Origin of the sequence: Streptomyces sp. NPDC001410 (assembly GCF_042895235.1) — a bacterium.
GTDB lineage: Bacteria > Actinomycetota > Actinomycetes > Streptomycetales > Streptomycetaceae > Streptomyces.
In genome coordinates this window covers 189486-205176 of record NZ_JBIAWE010000014.1, presented here as the reverse complement: position 1 = coordinate 205176, position 15691 = coordinate 189486, and the positions used below count along the sequence as shown (strand labels likewise).

Below are 15691 nucleotides of genomic sequence, written 5' to 3'. Positions count from 1 at the left end.
CAACTGAACGCCGCGCCCGCCGACCAGATCCGACTCCTCGACGTCCAGGCCCTCGACGTCCGCCTGCAGCAGCTGGCACACAAGCGGAGGTCGCTGCCCGAGCACGCCGAGATCGAGTCGCTGAACAAGGACCTGACGCAGCTGCGCGACCTGCTGGTCGCCGCGCAGACCGAGGAGAGCGACTGCGCCCGCGAGCAGACCAAGGCCGAGCAGGACGTGGACCAGGTGCGCCAGCGCGCCGCCCGCGACCAGCAGCGCCTGGACTCCGGCGCCGTGACCTCGCCGAAGGACCTGTCCAACCTCCAGCACGAGATCACCTCCCTCGCCAAGCGCCAGGGCGACCTGGAGGACGTCGTCCTCGAGGTCATGGAGCGCCGTGAGGGCGCGCAGGAGCGGGTGACCGAGCTGACCGAGCGGGTCGGGTCCGTGCAGTCGAAGATCGACGACGCGGGCTCCCGCCGGGACTCGGCCTTCGAGGAGATCGACGGCGAGGTCGCCTCGGTGACCAAGGAGCGCGAGGTCATCGCCGCCTCCGTCCCCGCGGACCTGCTCAAGCTGTACGACAAGCTGCGCGAGCAGCAGGGCGGCATCGGCGCGGCCAAGCTGTACGCCCGCACCTGCCAGGGCTGCCGCCAGGAGCTGGCCATCACCGAGCTGAACGAGATCCGTTCGGCGGCGCCGGACACGGTGGTCCGCTGTGAGAACTGCCGCCGCATCCTGGTGCGTACGGCCGAGTCGGGTCTGTAAGGGGCCGGGGCGGTGCGGGAGTTCATCGTCGAGGCCGACGGCGGGTCGCGGGGCAACCCGGGGCCCGCGGGCTACGGATCCGTGGTGATCGACGCGGCGACGGGGGAGGCCCTGGCGGAGACCGCGGAGTACATCGGCATCGCCACGAACAACGTGGCCGAGTACCGGGGCCTGCTGGCCGGCCTGCGCGCCGCGCACGACCTCGACCCCACCGCCCGGATCCACGTCCGCATGGACTCCAAGCTCGTCATCGAGCAGATGTCGGGCCGCTGGAAGATCAAGCACCCCTCCATGAAGCCTCTCGCGGCGGAGGCGGGCCGGGTCTTCCCCGCGGACCGGATCACCTACGAGTGGATCCCCCGCGAACAGAACAAACACGCCGACCGCCTGGCCAACGAGGCCATGGACGCGGGAGTCAAGGGCGGCCAGTGGTCCCCGTCCGAGTCCAGGGCTGCCCTGGACACCCCGCGCCCCGTCCCCGAGCCCTCGGGCCCACCGGGGGACGCGGCAGCGGGCGCGGCGAAGGCGCGGGCGGCAATGGCGCAAGGCCGTGCAGCCGATGCCGCAGCAGCCGACGCAGCTGCGGGCAGTCGTGCCGCTGGGGCGGCGCCCGTCCCAGAGAAAGGCGCACCTCCCAGCGAGCAGCGCCCTGCCACCCCCGACGAGCAGCATCGCACCAGCACCCCCGGCTGGAGCGCCGCTCCCGACCTCGGCGCCCCCGCCACCTTCGTCCTCCTCCGCCACGGCGAAACCCCCCTCACCCCCCAGAAACGCTTCTCCGGCAGCGGCGGCACCAACCCCTCCCTCTCGGACGCGGGCCGCGAGCAGGCCCACCGAGCGGCAGAGGCACTCGCCAGGCGAGGCACGATCCAGGCGATCCTCGCCTCCCCCCTCGCCCGCACCCGCGAGACCGCCGGCATCGTCGCCGCCCGCCTCGGCCTGGGCGTCACGATCGAAGAGGGCCTGCGGGAGACGGACTTCGGCGCCTGGGAGGGCCTCACCTTCGGCGAGGTCCGCGAGCGCCACCCGGACGACCTGAACGCCTGGCTCGCCGACCCCGAGGCCCACCCCACCGGCGGCGGTGAGAGCTTCGCGGAGACCGCCACCCGGATGGAGGCCACCAGGGAGAAGCTGGTCGCGGCCTACGCGGGCCGCACGGTCCTGCTGGTCACACACGTCACCCCGGTCAAGACCCTCGTCCGCCTCGCCCTGGGCGCCCCGCCCGAGTCGCTGTTCCGCATGGAACTCTCCGCGGCCTCCCTGTCGGCGGTGGCGTACTACGCGGACGGCAACGCGAGCGTGCGGCTGTTCAACGACACGTCCCACCTACGTCCCTGAGCCCCGCGGCGGCCCGCGCCAACTCCTCGATCCGGACCCAGTCCCCGGCGGCCACCGCGTCCGCCGGGACCATCCAGCTCCCGCCCACGCAGCCGACGTTGGGCAGGGACAGATACTCCGGCGCGGTCGCGGGCCCGATCCCGCCCGTCGGGCAGAAACGGGCCTGCGGCAGCGGACCGGCCAGCGACTTCAGATAGGCGGTCCCGCCCGCAGCCTGCGCGGGGAAGAACTTCATCTCCCGCAGTCCGCGCTCCAGCAGTGCCACCACCTCCGAGGTGGTCGACACCCCCGGCAGGAACGGCACCCCGGACGCCCCCATCGCCGTCAGTAGCGCGTCCGTCCATCCGGGGCTGACCAGGAACCGCGCCCCGGCCGCCACGCACACGCCCACCTGCTCCGGCGCGATCACGGTGCCCGCCCCGACCACCGCGTCCGGCACCTCACCGGCGATCGCGCGGATCGCGTCCAGCGCGGCCGGCGTCCGCAGCGTCACCTCGATCGCGGGCAGCCCGCCGGCCACCAGCGCACGGGCGAGCGGTACGGCGTCGGCGGCGTCCTCGATGACGACGACGGGCACGACGGGCGCGAGGTCCAGCACAGACGAGGCCATGCCGCTCATCCTGCCGACGCGATGCAGGGTGCGCAAAGAGCGTTGCACATATTGCAACGCCAGCCGGATGCCTTCAGCGAAGGCTCTCAGGGAAGGAAAAGGCTCAGAAGGTTCAGTGGATCTCCTCCACCAGCACGTCCAGCGCCCACGCCTGCCCCGCCTTCGCCGGCGCCTGGACCTCGACGACGTACCCGAGGTCCCGCAGCGCCTCCACCAGCTCGGCCGGACCCTTCGGCGCGGCTCCGGCCGACAGCAGGCTCCGTACGATCCGCCCCTTCGTCGCCTTGTTGAAGTGGCTGACGACCTTCCGGGTCGGCGCGTGCAGCACCCGCACGGTCGCCGTACGCCCGGCCACCTCGCCCTTCGGCTTCCACGCGGCCGCGTACGCGGCGGACCGCAGGTCCAGGACCAGCCCGTCCGCGGCGGCCTCGGGCAGCACCGACGCCATCGGCGTCCGCCAGTGGGCGCCCAGCGCCCCGAGCCCCGGCAGCTTCACGCCCATCGAGCACCGGTAGGAGGGGATGCGGTCGTTGACGCGCACCGCGCCCCACAGCCCCGAGAACACCAGCAGCGACCGGGCGGCCCGCTTCTTCGCGGCCGCGTCGAGGGAGGCCAGGTCGAGGGCGTCGTACAGCACACCCGTGTAGATCTCCCCGGCGGGCCGCGCCCCGGCCGTGCGCAGTCCGGCGTTCTTCGCGACCTCGCCGCGCAGCCCCTCGCTCAGCCCGAGCACCTCGCGCGCCTTCTCGTTCTGCTCGGGGTCCCCGGCGCACAGCTCGACCAGCTCCCCGAGCACCGCCTCCCGCGCGTCGCTCAGCCCCGGCAGGGACAGCGACTCCAGCTTCAGCGGGGCGCCACGGCCCGAGGACGCCTTGCCTTCCGAGGGCGGCAGCAGGACAAGCACGGGTGGTACTCCTTCTCTCCGGTTCTGTCTCCGGTTCTGCGCCAGGGTACGGGGTGCTGCCCCAGCCCCTTCGACCTACGCTCGACACATGCCCCGCCGCAGGATCCGCGTGACCGGCGCCCCCAAGGCCCCCCTGCGGGCCGCCCTTGCCGCGCTCCGTGCCGAACTCGGCGTACCGGACGCCTTCCCGGCCGAGGTCGAGGCGGATGCCGAGCGGTCGGCGCAGGCGCCCACCCTGCCGTCGTACGACGCCACGGACCTCCCCTTCTTCACCGTGGACCCGCCCGGTTCCACCGACCTCGACCAGGCGACGCACCTCTCCCGGCAGGGCACCGGCTACCGGGTCCGGTACGCCATCGCCGACGTCGCCGCCTTCGTCGTACCCGGTGGACCACTGGACGCGGAGGCGCACAAGCGGGTGAACACCCTCTACTTCCCCGACCAGAAGATCCCGCTCCACCCCACCGTGCTCAGCGAGGGCGCCGGGAGCCTGCTGCCCGACCGGACCCGGCCCGCCGTGCTGTGGACGCTCGACCTGGACGCGGAGGGTCGTACCGTCGCCGTCGACGTACGCCGGGCCCTGGTGCGCAGCCGGGCTCAGCTCGACTACGCGGGCGTGCAGCGGCAGATCGACAGCCGCACGGCGGAGGAACCGGTCGCGCTGCTCAAGGAGATCGGGCAGGCCCGGGAGCGCCTGGAGGTGGAGCGCGGCGGCATCTCGCTGGGCGTCCCCGAGCAGGAGATCATCGAACGGGACCACACCTACGAGCTGGCCTTCCGCGCCCCGCTGCCCGCCGACGGCTGGAACGCCCAGCTCTCCCTGCTCACCGGCATGGCCGCGGCCGACCTGATGGTGGCCACCGGCACCGGCATCCTGCGCACCCTCCCGGCCGCGCCCGACGGAGCCGTGGCCCGGCTGCGCCGTACCGCGGTCGCCCTGCACATCGACTGGCCGCACCATGTGTCGTACGCGGCGCTGATCCGCACCCTCGACCCGCACGACCCGCGCCACGCGGCCTTCCTCCAGGAGTGCACGACCCTGCTGCGCGGCGCGGGCTACACCGTCTTCCGGGACGGGAAACTGCCCGCGATCACCACCCACGCCGCCGTCGCCGCCCCCTACGCCCACTGCACCGCCCCGCTGCGCCGCCTCGCCGACCGCTATGCCACCGAACTCTGCCTCGCGGCCGCCGCCGGCCACACCCCGCCCGACTGGGTCCTCGCCGCGCTCGACGCGCTGCCCCAGCAGATGGCCGACGGCACCCGGCGCGCGGGCACGGTCGAGCGGGAGTGCGTCGACATCGTCGAGGCCGCCCTCCTCAAGGACCGGGTCCAAGACGTCTTCGACGGCTGCGTGGTGGACCTCTCCGAGCACCAACCGACCGTCGGCGCCGTGCAGTTGGAGTCCCCGGCCGTGATCGGCCGGATCGAGGGCGAGCACCTGCGGCTCGGCGAACGCCTGCGGGTCCGCCTCACCCGAGCGGATCCGGGCACGGCGAAGATCCTGTTCACGCCCGCCTGAGGGCCCGTACGACGCTGTCCGGGTCCTCGGCGTGCAGGCGGTGGTAGTGCGCACCGCGCGCGTCGTGACGCCGACGGCGGCGGCGAGTTCTCCGATCCGCATGGGACCAGTACAGACGTTGACGTCGCGGCAGGGTCAAGCGGCGGGATGGACGGCGTCCGCGGGTGCGCCGAGCCAGCGCTCCAGGACTTCGGGCAGGGCCTTGCCGTCCTCATGGCCGTCCGCCGCCCACGCCACGAACCCGTCCGACCGGACGAACAGCGCGGCCAGGTCCGTCCGCCCGGGGCAGGCGACGGTCAGGACGTCCAACCGCTCGCCATACCCCTCGGCGCGGGCGCGCAGCTCGGAGTCGTCCGCGAGGTCGAGCAGCAGGGCCCGTCCGGTGTGCAGATGCTCGCCGAGCCGGGTGCCGTCGGCGAGTTCCAGGTCGGGGGCGCTGCGGCCGGTCAGCGGGTGGTCGCCGGGCAGGTCGTACCGCTGCCAGACCCCGGAGATCTGTGTGACCAGGTAGGTGGTGCCGGTGGTGGTCAGGGCCAGGTCGGTCACCACTTTGCGCAGGGCCCGGGCGTGCCGGTCGGGGCGCATCAGCGCGATCTGGGCGCGGGTCCAGTCGAGCACCCAGGCGCCGAGCGGGTGCCGTTCCGCGGTGTAGGTGTCCAGCAGGGCCTCGGGCACCAGGCCGCGTACCACGGCGGCGAGCTTCCAGCCGAGGTTCATCGCGTCCCCGATACCGAGGTTGAGCCCCTGCCCGCCGAACGGCGAGTGCACATGCGCCGCGTCGCCCGCGAGCAGCACCCGGCCCTTGCGGTAGTCCGTGACCTGGCGTGCGTTGTCGGTGAACCGGGTGGCCGTGACCACCTTCGTGATGCTCACCTCCGGTACGCCCGACACCCGGCGCAGGCTGGCCTGCAGCTCCTCGGCGGTGACGGGCGCCGACCGGTCGGCCGGGGGCCCGTCGAACTCCACGCTCAGGATGCGACCCGGGAAGGGCCCGTGGACGTACGTCCCCACGTCGGTCGTGTTCCAGCCCGCGCCCAGCCGCTCGGTGCCGGCCATCTCCACCACCGCCTGGTAGCCGGTGATCTCCGGGTCCGTACCCGGGAAGTCGAACCCGGCGAGCTTGCGGACGGTGGAACGACCGCCGTCGCACCCCACGAGCCAGCCGGCCCGGATCTCCTCGGGGCCACTCGCAAGATCACGGATGTGTACGGTCACCCCGTCCACGTCCCCGTCCCCGTCCCCGTCCGCCGTGAAGCCGGTCAGCTCCACGCCCCGGCGCACCTCGACGCCCAGCTGCGCGGCCCGCCGGGCGAGGATGCGCTCCAACTCGGCCTGCGGCACACCGAGTCCGGCCTCGGCGGCCGGGCCGACCTCCGCCCACAGCGGGTCGGAGCCGTCGAACAGATCGGGGTCCATCATGATCCCGGCGAAGTGCCCGGCGAACTTGGGGGGCATGCGGGGCCGGTCGCCTTCGTCGCCTTGCTTCCGGAAGGCGCGCATTCGTTCCAGTGCCGCCTCCCACACCGCCGCCATCTCCGGCAGCAGGCCCCGCCGGTAGAACGCCACCGCGCTCGGGATGTTGACCGCGCCCGCCTTGATCGTCTCGTCGACCTCGGTCAGCCGCTCCACGACCAGCACCCGGGCCCCACCGAGCCCCAGCTCACAGCCGAGGAAGAGCCCCACGGGCCCGGCGCCCGCCACCACCACGTCGTAATCCGTCGTCGTCATGTTCTCGTTCACCGTCATAGGCTTCACTGTAGTCACTAAAAATTTCGAGCGGCTATAGTTTTTCCATGAACAAGGGTCGGGGTCCAGAGCCTTCTCTGAGGGAGCGCAAGAAGCGGGAGACGCGGCAGCGGATCTCGGACATCGCCACGCTGCTCTTCGCGCAGCGCGGCTTCGACGCGGTGACGGTCGCCGAGGTGGCCCGCGAGGCGGGCGTCTCCACCATGACCGTCTTCAACTACTTCCCGCGCAAGGAGGACCTGTTCCTCGACCGCATCCCCGAGGCCGCCGAACTGTTCGCCGCAGCCGTACACGATCGCACCCCCGGCGAGCCCCCGCTGGCCGCCCTGCACCGCCTCGCGCTCCAACTCCTCGACGAGCAGCACCCGTTGGGCGGCATGGCGGAGAGGTTCGTGCACTTCTGGCGGGTCGTCATCGACTCACCGGCCCTGCGCGCCCGCGCCCGCGAGGGGGTCGAGGAGGTCGAGTCCGCCCTGGCTGCAGCCCTGGCCGAAACGGAGGTTGCCGACCCGCACCTGCTGGCCGCCCTGACGGTCGCCGCGTACCGCACGGTGTACGTCACCTCGGCGCGCCGGCTGATGGCCGGGGATCCGGTGAAGGAGGTCGCGGAGGACCACCGCGCCCGACTGGGGGCCGCGTTCGCCACGCTGGAGCGGACGACCCCTTAGCCGACTCCCTCGGTCGACCCCTGGCCGCCGCCCCCTTGACGGCTAACGTCGTTAGCCATACCGTCATGGCTAACGACGTTAGCCAATCCGGCCCCGCGCCGTACGACCCCGGAGGCAGCCATGTCCGCCACGACCACGAGCGCCACCTCGCCCCTCACCGTCCTGCGCCGCACGGCCTGGCTCGCGGGAGCCCTGTTCTGGTCCGCCTTCGCGGTGCTGGAGGCCATGAACCACGGCTGGCTCGCCGGCACCCTCGCGCTCGTCCTCCTCGTCCTGCCGGACCTCACCTTCCTGGTCGCGCTGGACGAGGCACCGCACATGGCGAAGGGGCAACTGGCGCCGCGCGCGGTGCCGTACTACAACGCGATGCACCGGGCCCTGGTCCCACTGGCGCTGATGGCGGCGTACGCGTTCGGCCCCTTCACCTGGGCCCCCGCCTTCGCGGCGCTGTGCGGCTGGCTGGCCCACATCTCGTACGATCGCGCCTTCGGATACGGACTGCGGACGAAGGAGGGCTTCCAGCGTGGCTGAGCGTCTGACGCCGAGGGCACGAGAGATCGCGGCGGCGGCGCGAGCCCTCCTGGAGGAGTCCGGGCCCGCCGCCCTCACCATGCGCGCCCTGGCCGACCGCCTCGGCATCAAGGCCCCGTCCCTCTACAAGCACTTCCCCGACAAGCACGCCGTAGAGGTCGAGCTGACGGCACAGATGCTGACGGAATCGGCCGCGGCCTTGGAGGCGGCGGAGGCCTTGGAAGCGGCGGAGGCTCTGGAGGCGGCGGAGGCCTTGGAGACGGCGGAGGCCCTGGAGGCGGCGGAGGCTCACACGCCCGGCTCCCTGGAAGCGCTGGCCGAGGCCTACCGCGCCTACGCCCTCGCACATCCGCACCTGTACTGCCTGGCCACGGAACAGCCCCTCCCGCGCACCGAACTCCCCGAAGGCCTCGAAGACCGGGCCGCCCTGCCACTGCTGCGGGCCTGCGCCGGCGACCTGGACCTGGCCCGCGCGGTCTGGGCCTTTGCCCACGGCATGGTGATCCTGGAGATCCACGGCCGGTTTCCGGCCGACGCCGACCTGGACGCGGCATGGAAGCGGGGCCTGAAGGCGTTGCACCCTTAGCAGGGAGTACGGCAGGGGAGTGGGCGATGGCGGAACAGGCGCTGTGGACGAGAGCGCGACTGGGCCGTTGCGGCCCCCCGCTCGACCTCCTGACCGCGAACTTCCACCGGCACACCTACGCCCCGCACGCCCACGACGAGTACACGATCGGCGTCTGCGTGGGCGGCTCCGAGGTGATCGACTACCGCGGCGGCCACATCCGCACCGGCCCCGGCACGATCGTCGTCCTCGAACCGGGCGAGATGCACACCGGCGGCCCCGGCACGCCCACCGACGGCTACGCCTACCGAGCCCTGTATGCGGAGCCGTCCCTGCTGGCGGACGGCACCGTCGGCACCTTCCCGCACTTCCGCGAACCACTCCTGGAGGACCCCGAACTGGCCAGGGTCCTGCGCACGACCCACACGGAACTCAGCAGGTGCCCCGACCCCCTGGAAGTCGAATCCCGCCTCCCCTGGCTCCTGACGGCCCTGTCCCACCGCCACTCCACGGCAAGACCGATCTCGCACCACATCCCAGGCGCCGCCACCCTCGCCCTGACGGTCCGCGACCGCTTGGCAGACGAACTGACGTCCCCACCCTCCCTGTCCCTCCTCGCAGCCGACCTCGGCCTCTCCCGCTACCAGCTCCTACGGGCCTTCCGTACGACGATGGGGGTACCCCCGTACGCCTGGCTTGCTCAGTACCGGGTGACGCGGGCACGCACCCTGCTGGAGGCCGGACTGCGCCCGGCCGAGGTGGCGGGCCTGGTGGGCTTCGCGGACCAGGCGCACCTGACCCGCTGGTTCCGCCGCGTACTGGGGGTGACCCCGGCGGCGTACCGCAACAGCGTTCAAGACACCTGACGCGGGGACGACCGAAACTCGACCCCATGACTGCACGCGGCTGGTTCCTGTTCTCCCTGATGGGAGTGGTCTGGGGCATTCCCTATCTGATGATCAAGGTGGCGGTGGGCGACCTGTCCCCCGCCATGGTGGTGTTCACGCGCTGTGCGCTCGGCGCGCTCCTCCTGCTCCCGTTCGCGATCCGCCAGGGCAGCCTGATCCGTGTCGTCCGCACGCACTGGCGCCCCATGCTGGCCTTCGCGTGCATCGAGATCATCGGCCCGTGGTTCACCCTCACCGACGCCGAACGGCACCTGTCCAGCTCCACGGCGGGCCTGCTGATCGCAGGCGTACCGATTGTCGGAGTCCTCCTGGCCCGATTCTTCGGCGACGCAGAACGCCTCGGCGTGCGGCGTGCCGCAGGCCTGGCCCTGGGCCTCGCCGGCGTGGCGGTCCTCACCGTTCCCCACCTCACCGGCGGCGACGCGCGCTCGCTCGGCGAGGTCCTGCTGACCGTCCTCGGCTATGCGACGGCCCCGCTGATAGCCGCGCGGTGGCTGAAGGACGTCCCCACCCTCCAGCTCACGGCCCCGTGCCTGACCCTGGCCGCCCTGGTCTACGCCCCCGCGGCAGCGGCCACCTGGCCGCCCGCCGTACCGTCGGGTCAGGTCCTGGCCTCCCTCGCCGGCCTGGGCGTCATCTGCACGGCGCTGGCCTTCGTGGCCTTCCTGGAACTGATCAAGGAGGTCGGCCCGACCCGCTCCACGGTCATCACGTACGTCAACCCGGCGGTGGCGGTGGCGGCGGGAGCCCTGTTCCTGAACGAGCCGCTGACCTCCGGCATCCTGGTCGCCTTCACCCTGATCCTGGCGGGCTCGGTACTGGCCACGGCGACCGCCGGCCCACGCCGCCCCGCACGCCCGGTACCATGGTCGACACGGCAGACGAGCCGGGCGGACGGCCGCGTGGAGTCCCCTTAGGGGGCTTCCCGAGGAACGTCCGGGCTCCACAGGGCAGGGTGGTGGCTAACGGCCACCCGGGGTGACCCGCGGGACAGTGCCACAGAAAGCAAACCGCCGGGGGCTTCGGCCCTCGGTAAGGGTGAAACGGTGGTGTAAGAGACCACCAGTGCCCAGGGTGACCTGGGCAGCTAGGTAAACCCCACCCGGAGCAAGGTCAAGAGGAGCGCCGTAAAAAGCGCTCTGCGCGGACGTTCGAGGGCTGCCCGCCCGAGTCCGCGGGTAGACCGCACGAGGCCGACGGCAACGTCGGTCCTAGATGGATGGCCGTCGCTTCGAGGTCCGCGAGGACCCCGGAGAACAGAACCCGGCGTACAGCCCGACTCGTCTGCCTCTTCCTCTTGTTCCTCCTGCGCGAGAGACGAGGCGGGATGGAAGTCCTGGGGGTCGACGCCTGCGGCAGGCAGGGCTGGACAGGCATCAGGCTCACGGACGGCACGTTCGCAGGCAGCCTCGTGGACGCCCGACTCGATGCGCTGATCGAGCGTGCCGCCGGGGCAGAGGCGATCGCGGTGGACATGCCGCTGGGCCTGATCGAGAAGGGCTGGCGCGCCGCGGATCTCGGCGCGAGGGCACTCCTGAGAGCACGGCGCAACAGCGTCTTCCTCGTGGCGCCGCGCCCGGCGTGGCTGGAGTCGGATTACGTGGCCGCCGGCGATCGGTGCCATGAGCTCACGGGTCACCGTCTGAGCCGACAGGCGTGGGCGCTGGCTCCCAAACTTCTTGAGGCCCGGGCATGCTGGCTCACCGACGAGCGGATCCACGAGGTCCACCCTGAGGTGTCCTTCTACGCCCTGGCCGGGGGAGTGCCGCTGGGCCACGCCAAGAAGACGTGGCGTGGCCAGAATGCGCGGCGCCAGTTGCTGGCCGCAGCCGGGCTTGTGCTGCCGGATCAGCTCGGCGAGGCGGATGGCGTTCCTGCGGACGACGTCCTCGATGCCGCTGCGGCGGCCTGGTCGGCGCAGCGGATCGCGATGGGGGTTGCGGGGCGTATTCCTGAGGTGCCTGAAGTGGACATGGAAGGGCGCGTCGTCGAGATCCGGTACTGACTATCCGTCACGGTGGCGTGCGCTCCCGGCGGTGCGGCGAGGCGTGCGCAGCCTCAGCTGTTCTGGATGCGGCGGGCCGCAGCCAGGAGCTCGGCAGGCAGGGCGGGACCAGCACATGCGTGGTCGATCAGCAGATCCCGGTACGAGTCGTTCGGCAGATTCGGTGCCAGTTCGATGAGTTCGCTCAGTTCGGCCGGTGAGCCGGTGAGCCGTGCACGGTAGGCAGCCCCGGCCGCGCGAAGTGAGGGCTCAGCGGGCTCGTACTTCATCGCCTGATCGATCAGTCGGACCGCAGAGGCGAAGTCGCCCTGCTCGGCATGCACGTCGGCCAGGTCGAGATAGAGCGACCAGTTGCCCGGGTCCAGGGCGAGAGCACGCTCGAACGCCGCCACGGTCTGTTCAGGATCACCCAGCTTGCGCCACGTGCCCGCTCGCACGACTTCCGTCAGCATGATCAGCTCAACGGAGTCCGCCTGGTCGCAGAGGGCGAACGACGCATCGGTGAGACCGCATGCCCGCAGCAGGATGGCCATTTTGGCCAACGCCTCCGGCAACGGCTGGCGGGCAGCGACCACGTCGATGGCGTCGAACCAGGGCCGGAATCGCTCCCGCGTGCTTTCGGTGTTCAGATCATGGCCGTAGTCCATCGTCCGCATTGCGGCCTCGGCCAGCGCGTCGGCACTCACCACACCGAGAAATCGTTCATCGCTGAACCAGGGGGCTCTGGCCCATGCGATGTCGGGTCGCACACCCGTGACCGATCCGATCGCCAGCGCCGCGCCGTCCATGTCGTCCTCAAGGAAGCTGATGTACGACTGCGCCAGTACCGTCCTCAAGGAGCCGGCATCCTGAACGACTTCGGCGAGCTCCGACGGCTTGTCCCTCCACAACTCGGCAAGAACCGTGTAGGGCTCGGGGTCCTCCGGCGCGGAGGCGATGGCACCCGCCAAGTGGTGCACGGCTGCCGCTGGGCTGCCTCCGCAATGCGCCATGACCCGCGCGAGACCTACTCCGGCTGCTACCGACCTGTTCGACACCGCCCGAGGGTATCCCTGATCCGGCCGTCGGCCGGCCCGTCCATCACGGCATCGCCGCGCGCGAATCCCTCGTACAACCTTTGCTCCCGGCCACGGGTCTCCTTGATCGCTCAACCGCCGCGTACCGCCGGGACGAGGTCACCTCCGGTCGGCACGGGCGGCTCCCCCTTCTCGATGTATGCACCAAGCAGGAAGACTCAGCGTGTCCCAGCACCTCCGCAGAACCCTGGCCATCGCCGCCGCCGCGGCCCTGACGGGCGGGCTGCTCACCGTCACGGCAGGCTCCGCCACCGCCGCCGGATCCAACGTACCCGGCGACTTCAACGGCGACGGCTACCGCGACATCGCGGTCTCCGCCCCCGGCGCGTACGTGGCCGGCAAGTCCGCAGCCGGGCAGGTCGTCATCCTGTGGGGCGGAACCACCGATCCCAACAACACCCGGCGTACCGTCATCAGCCAGGACAGCCCCGGTGTCCCGGGCGGGGCCGAGGCCGGTGACCGCTTCGGCGACGCCGTCGTGGCGCAGGACTTCAACGGCGACGGCTACGCCGACCTCGCCGTCGGCACCCCCGGCGAGGACGTCGGCACCGACGTCGACGGCGGCGCGGTCGCCATCCTGTGGGGCTCTGATGCGGGCCTGACCAGCGGGGTGACGGTCGCCGACCCGGCGCCCGCCTCCCACGACAAGTTCGGCCGGGTCCTCGCCGCCCTGGTCGACAGCGACCAGAAGCCGGACCTGGCCATCGGCTCGAACATTCCGACGATCGACGTCTACCGCGGCGGCTTCACCAAGGCGGGCGGCCACGGCGGCGGCTACCGCTTCGTACCGCCGGCCTCGGTCACGGGCGCCCCGACGGCCATCGCCTCGGGCAACTTCGGCGGCGAGGACCTGATCGCCGACATCGTCGTCACCGGCGCCAGCACGTACTACGCGCTCGGCTCCGCCACCGGCCTGAGCCCGGCCAGCACCGTCAAGCTGCCCACCAGCACCTCCGTCGCGATCGGCGACTTCGACAACAACTACTACGAGGACATCGCGCTCGGCGCCCCGAACGAGGGCGGCGGCGCCGTCCGCGTCTTCAACGGCGACGCGAAGGGCCCGTCCGCCACCGTCTCGTACACCGTCACGCAGGACTCGCCCAGCATTCCTGACACGAGTGAACCCGGCGACCGCTTCGGCGCCTCCCTGGAGGTCGCGGCGTCCCACGGGTACGGCTCCCAGCTCCTCGCCATCGGCGCCCCCGGCGAGAGCCTGGGCAGCGCCACCGGCACCGGCGCGGTCACCCTCGTCTTCGGCGGCGAGAAGGGCTTCGACGCCATCGGGGCCGACAGCAGCACGTCCGCCCGGTTCTTCGCCCAGAGCACCCCCAACGTTCCGGGCAACGACGAGACCGGCGACCACTTCGGCAGCTCCCTCCACCTGGCCGACACCCACAACGACCTGCAATGGGACCTGCTCGTCGGCGTACCCGACGAGAACGCGGGCGACGGGGCGGCCGTCTACTTCCGCGGCAACAACGATCCCAGCGCCACCGGCACGCCCGGTATCAGCGCCTCCGGCACCGGCGTTTCCACCTCCGGCTCCCCACTGTTCGGCGTCCGCCTCGCCGGCTGAGGCCGACCGCTGAGGCTCCAGCAGAGCCCGAGAACAGCTCTGCCCGCCGCGCCCCGTCCGACGAGGGCTGGTGTTTCAACCCCGGGCTCCGGGTGGATGAGAGGACATACGGTGCTGGGACTGCTGGGCTTCTACGACGAACTCGACAACCTCCCCGGTCGGCCCAACGGATCCATCCGCGACGCCGTCCGGCCCTTCGGCGAGCCAGACGAGGCGGACCTTGTGGCCTATCTGGATGCCGGCCACATCCTCATCGACGTCATGGAAGCGGGCCACGACGTCATCACCGGCAGTGCGCACCGCCACTCCCTCGGCTGCTCGTCGTTGGTGACCGACGGCACCTGGCTCTGGCGCCAGGACTTCCCGCACTACGTGGAGACACACCACCTCTCGCTTCCCGAGGCGTTCATCGAGCATGTGCGGGGGCTGAACCACCGGATGCCGGCACTCATCGCTGCACGGTTCGCACCCCACTACAACGAGACCATGCCCCTCGTCGGCTGGGCCTCGGCCGCCCCGTGGCGAGCAAGTGCGGCCGTGCTCGAACCCGAACCGCGAACCGTCACAAGCAAGGCTCAGTTCGACGCAGCGATGCTTGCCCAGGAACGAAACCGGCCGCACGGCAACTGGGCCAAGCCCCGCAAGCCGAGGAAAGCATGAGCCAACACCAGCCCAGTCACGATCTACGGCTGGAGTACCAGGAGAGATGACAGAGGCTCTGCCCGCTTTGCGAGGCGGAGACTCGTACGTCCAGGCGTTCCATGAGCATCCGTATTCCGCTCTCAAGATCCCAGCGCTAGCTTCGCCCCCCTGCTTCCAGGAAGGGGCACTCACATGAGACCCAAAGCCCGCGCGGCCAGCGCAATCGCCCTCGCGCCGGCCCTAGCCGGCCCCCTCGCCCCCGGCACCGCGCAGGCGATGACGGCGGCCCACGCACGGACGGCGCACGGCTCCCAGCCCCAGTTCCTCTCCACCCAGCGCCTTCTCACCATCCCCGGCACCGTCAACGCCCGCGACACCGGCGGCTACCGCACCTACGACGGGAAGACCACCCGATGGGGTGTGCTGTACCGGTCCGAGAGTCTGGCCAAGATTCCTCCGGAGGGCGTCACCGCCCTGGCCGACCTGCGGCTCGGCAGCGTCATCGACCTTCGTACCGCCATCGAGGTGCAGGCCGATGGAACCGATCGGCTCCCCGAAGGTGTCGCCTCCGTCCCTCAGCCCGTCGACGACACCAGCCTCTTCGCCTTCATCGGGCAGGTCGTCCGCAGCAAGGACCCGGTGTACCAGCAGGCCATGCTCGGAGGCGGCAAGGCGGAGGACATCCCGGAGGCGATCAGGCGTTCCCGTGCCCGTTCGATCATGATCCGTTCGAGCCGGACTTGGGTGAGCCCGGCGAGGGAGAAGCAACGGCTGAGTACGGGCTGAGCTCCCGTGCGAAGCAACCGACAGCGAAAGTCGCTTCAGGGGATGGGGCATGCTCGGTGAGCGCGGG

At 71.5% G+C, this 15691-nt stretch carries 15 protein-coding genes, 1 other RNA gene and 1 pseudogene; 13 read left to right on the top strand and 4 right to left on the bottom strand.

What is annotated here, in order from left to right; translation table 11 throughout:
• Positions 1–3 precede the first annotated feature (3 nt).
• Together ACFY3C_RS29740 and ACFY3C_RS29735 are read left to right on the top strand one after the other, a co-directional pair.
• Positions 4–747, top strand: coding sequence for a zinc ribbon domain-containing protein (locus tag ACFY3C_RS29740; protein WP_390772968.1), 744 nt, complete (start codon positions 4–6; stop codon positions 745–747).
• A 12-nt stretch (positions 748–759) separates the two neighbouring features.
• Positions 760–2085: a bifunctional RNase H/acid phosphatase gene (locus ACFY3C_RS29735; protein WP_390772927.1), complete on the top strand. Its 1326-nt coding sequence runs from the start codon at positions 760–762 to the stop codon at positions 2083–2085.
• On the opposite strand, the gene ACFY3C_RS29730 is transcribed toward ACFY3C_RS29735, so the two are convergent.
• On the bottom strand, positions 2057–2704 hold the full coding sequence (locus ACFY3C_RS29730; RefSeq protein WP_390772926.1) for a bifunctional 4-hydroxy-2-oxoglutarate aldolase/2-dehydro-3-deoxy-phosphogluconate aldolase: 648 nt from the start codon (positions 2702–2704) through the stop codon (positions 2057–2059). The genes ACFY3C_RS29735 and ACFY3C_RS29730 overlap by 29 nt on opposite strands.
• Positions 2705–2807: 103 nt before the next feature.
• The gene (gene yaaA, locus ACFY3C_RS29725; protein ID WP_390772925.1) at positions 2808–3599 is read right to left on the bottom strand and encodes a peroxide stress protein YaaA; all 792 of its coding nucleotides are present in this window, start codon (positions 3597–3599) and stop codon (positions 2808–2810) included.
• A gap of 88 nt (positions 3600–3687) precedes the next feature.
• Between yaaA and ACFY3C_RS29720 the strand changes: the two genes are divergently transcribed.
• Positions 3688–5121 carry an RNB domain-containing ribonuclease gene (locus tag ACFY3C_RS29720; RefSeq protein WP_390772924.1) on the top strand — a complete coding sequence of 478 codons (1434 nt, stop codon included), beginning with the start codon at positions 3688–3690 and terminating at the stop codon, positions 5119–5121.
• A 135-nt stretch (positions 5122–5256) separates the two neighbouring features.
• On the opposite strand, the gene ACFY3C_RS29715 is transcribed toward ACFY3C_RS29720, so the two are convergent.
• The gene (locus tag ACFY3C_RS29715; protein ID WP_390772923.1) at positions 5257–6867 is read right to left on the bottom strand and encodes an FAD-dependent monooxygenase; all 1611 of its coding nucleotides are present in this window, start codon (positions 6865–6867) and stop codon (positions 5257–5259) included.
• 47 nt (positions 6868–6914) lie between these two features.
• Here ACFY3C_RS29715 and ACFY3C_RS29710 point away from each other — a divergent pair, with 47 nt between their 5' ends.
• The 7 genes and pseudogenes from ACFY3C_RS29710 (at position 6915) to ACFY3C_RS29680 (ending at position 11544) form a co-directional block, all read left to right on the top strand.
• Positions 6915–7535, top strand: coding sequence for a TetR/AcrR family transcriptional regulator (locus tag ACFY3C_RS29710; protein ID WP_390772922.1), 621 nt, complete (start codon positions 6915–6917; stop codon positions 7533–7535).
• Between the two features lie 120 nt (positions 7536–7655).
• Entirely contained in the window at positions 7656–8066 is a 411-nt protein-coding gene (locus tag ACFY3C_RS29705) for a DUF4260 family protein (protein ID WP_390772921.1), read from the top strand.
• Between the two features lie 4 nt (positions 8067–8070).
• A complete protein-coding gene (locus ACFY3C_RS29700) occupies positions 8071–8652 on the top strand; it encodes a TetR/AcrR family transcriptional regulator (RefSeq protein WP_390772967.1) in 582 nt (193 codons plus the stop codon).
• Between the two features lie 26 nt (positions 8653–8678).
• The gene (locus tag ACFY3C_RS29695) at positions 8679–9497 is read left to right on the top strand and encodes an AraC family transcriptional regulator (protein WP_390772920.1); all 819 of its coding nucleotides are present in this window, start codon (positions 8679–8681) and stop codon (positions 9495–9497) included.
• Between the two features lie 26 nt (positions 9498–9523).
• Positions 9524–10303, top strand: a pseudogene (locus ACFY3C_RS29690) (DMT family transporter); the annotation flags it as partial.
• Positions 10304–10421: 118 nt separating this feature from the next.
• Positions 10422–10826: RNase P RNA component class A (gene rnpB, locus ACFY3C_RS29685), an RNA gene on the top strand.
• 40 nt (positions 10827–10866) lie between these two features.
• On the top strand, positions 10867–11544 hold the full coding sequence (locus ACFY3C_RS29680; RefSeq protein ID WP_390772919.1) for a DUF429 domain-containing protein: 678 nt from the start codon (positions 10867–10869) through the stop codon (positions 11542–11544).
• A 53-nt stretch (positions 11545–11597) separates the two neighbouring features.
• On the opposite strand, the gene ACFY3C_RS29675 is transcribed toward ACFY3C_RS29680, so the two are convergent.
• Positions 11598–12503 (bottom strand): tetratricopeptide repeat protein, encoded by a 906-nt coding sequence (locus ACFY3C_RS29675; RefSeq protein WP_390772918.1) that lies wholly within the window; start codon positions 12501–12503, stop codon positions 11598–11600.
• Positions 12504–12783: 280 nt separating this feature from the next.
• Between ACFY3C_RS29675 and ACFY3C_RS29670 the strand changes: the two genes are divergently transcribed.
• From ACFY3C_RS29670 to ACFY3C_RS29660, 3 genes are all read left to right on the top strand, one after another.
• Entirely contained in the window at positions 12784–14196 is a 1413-nt protein-coding gene (locus ACFY3C_RS29670; protein WP_390772917.1) for an FG-GAP repeat protein, read from the top strand.
• A 111-nt stretch (positions 14197–14307) separates the two neighbouring features.
• Positions 14308–14856: a hypothetical protein gene (locus ACFY3C_RS29665; protein ID WP_390772916.1), complete on the top strand. Its 549-nt coding sequence runs from the start codon at positions 14308–14310 to the stop codon at positions 14854–14856.
• Between the two features lie 174 nt (positions 14857–15030).
• Complete coding sequence (locus tag ACFY3C_RS29660; RefSeq protein WP_390772915.1) at positions 15031–15624, top strand: tyrosine-protein phosphatase; 594 nt, start codon at positions 15031–15033, stop codon at positions 15622–15624.
• The last annotated feature ends 67 nt before the right edge of the window (positions 15625–15691 follow it).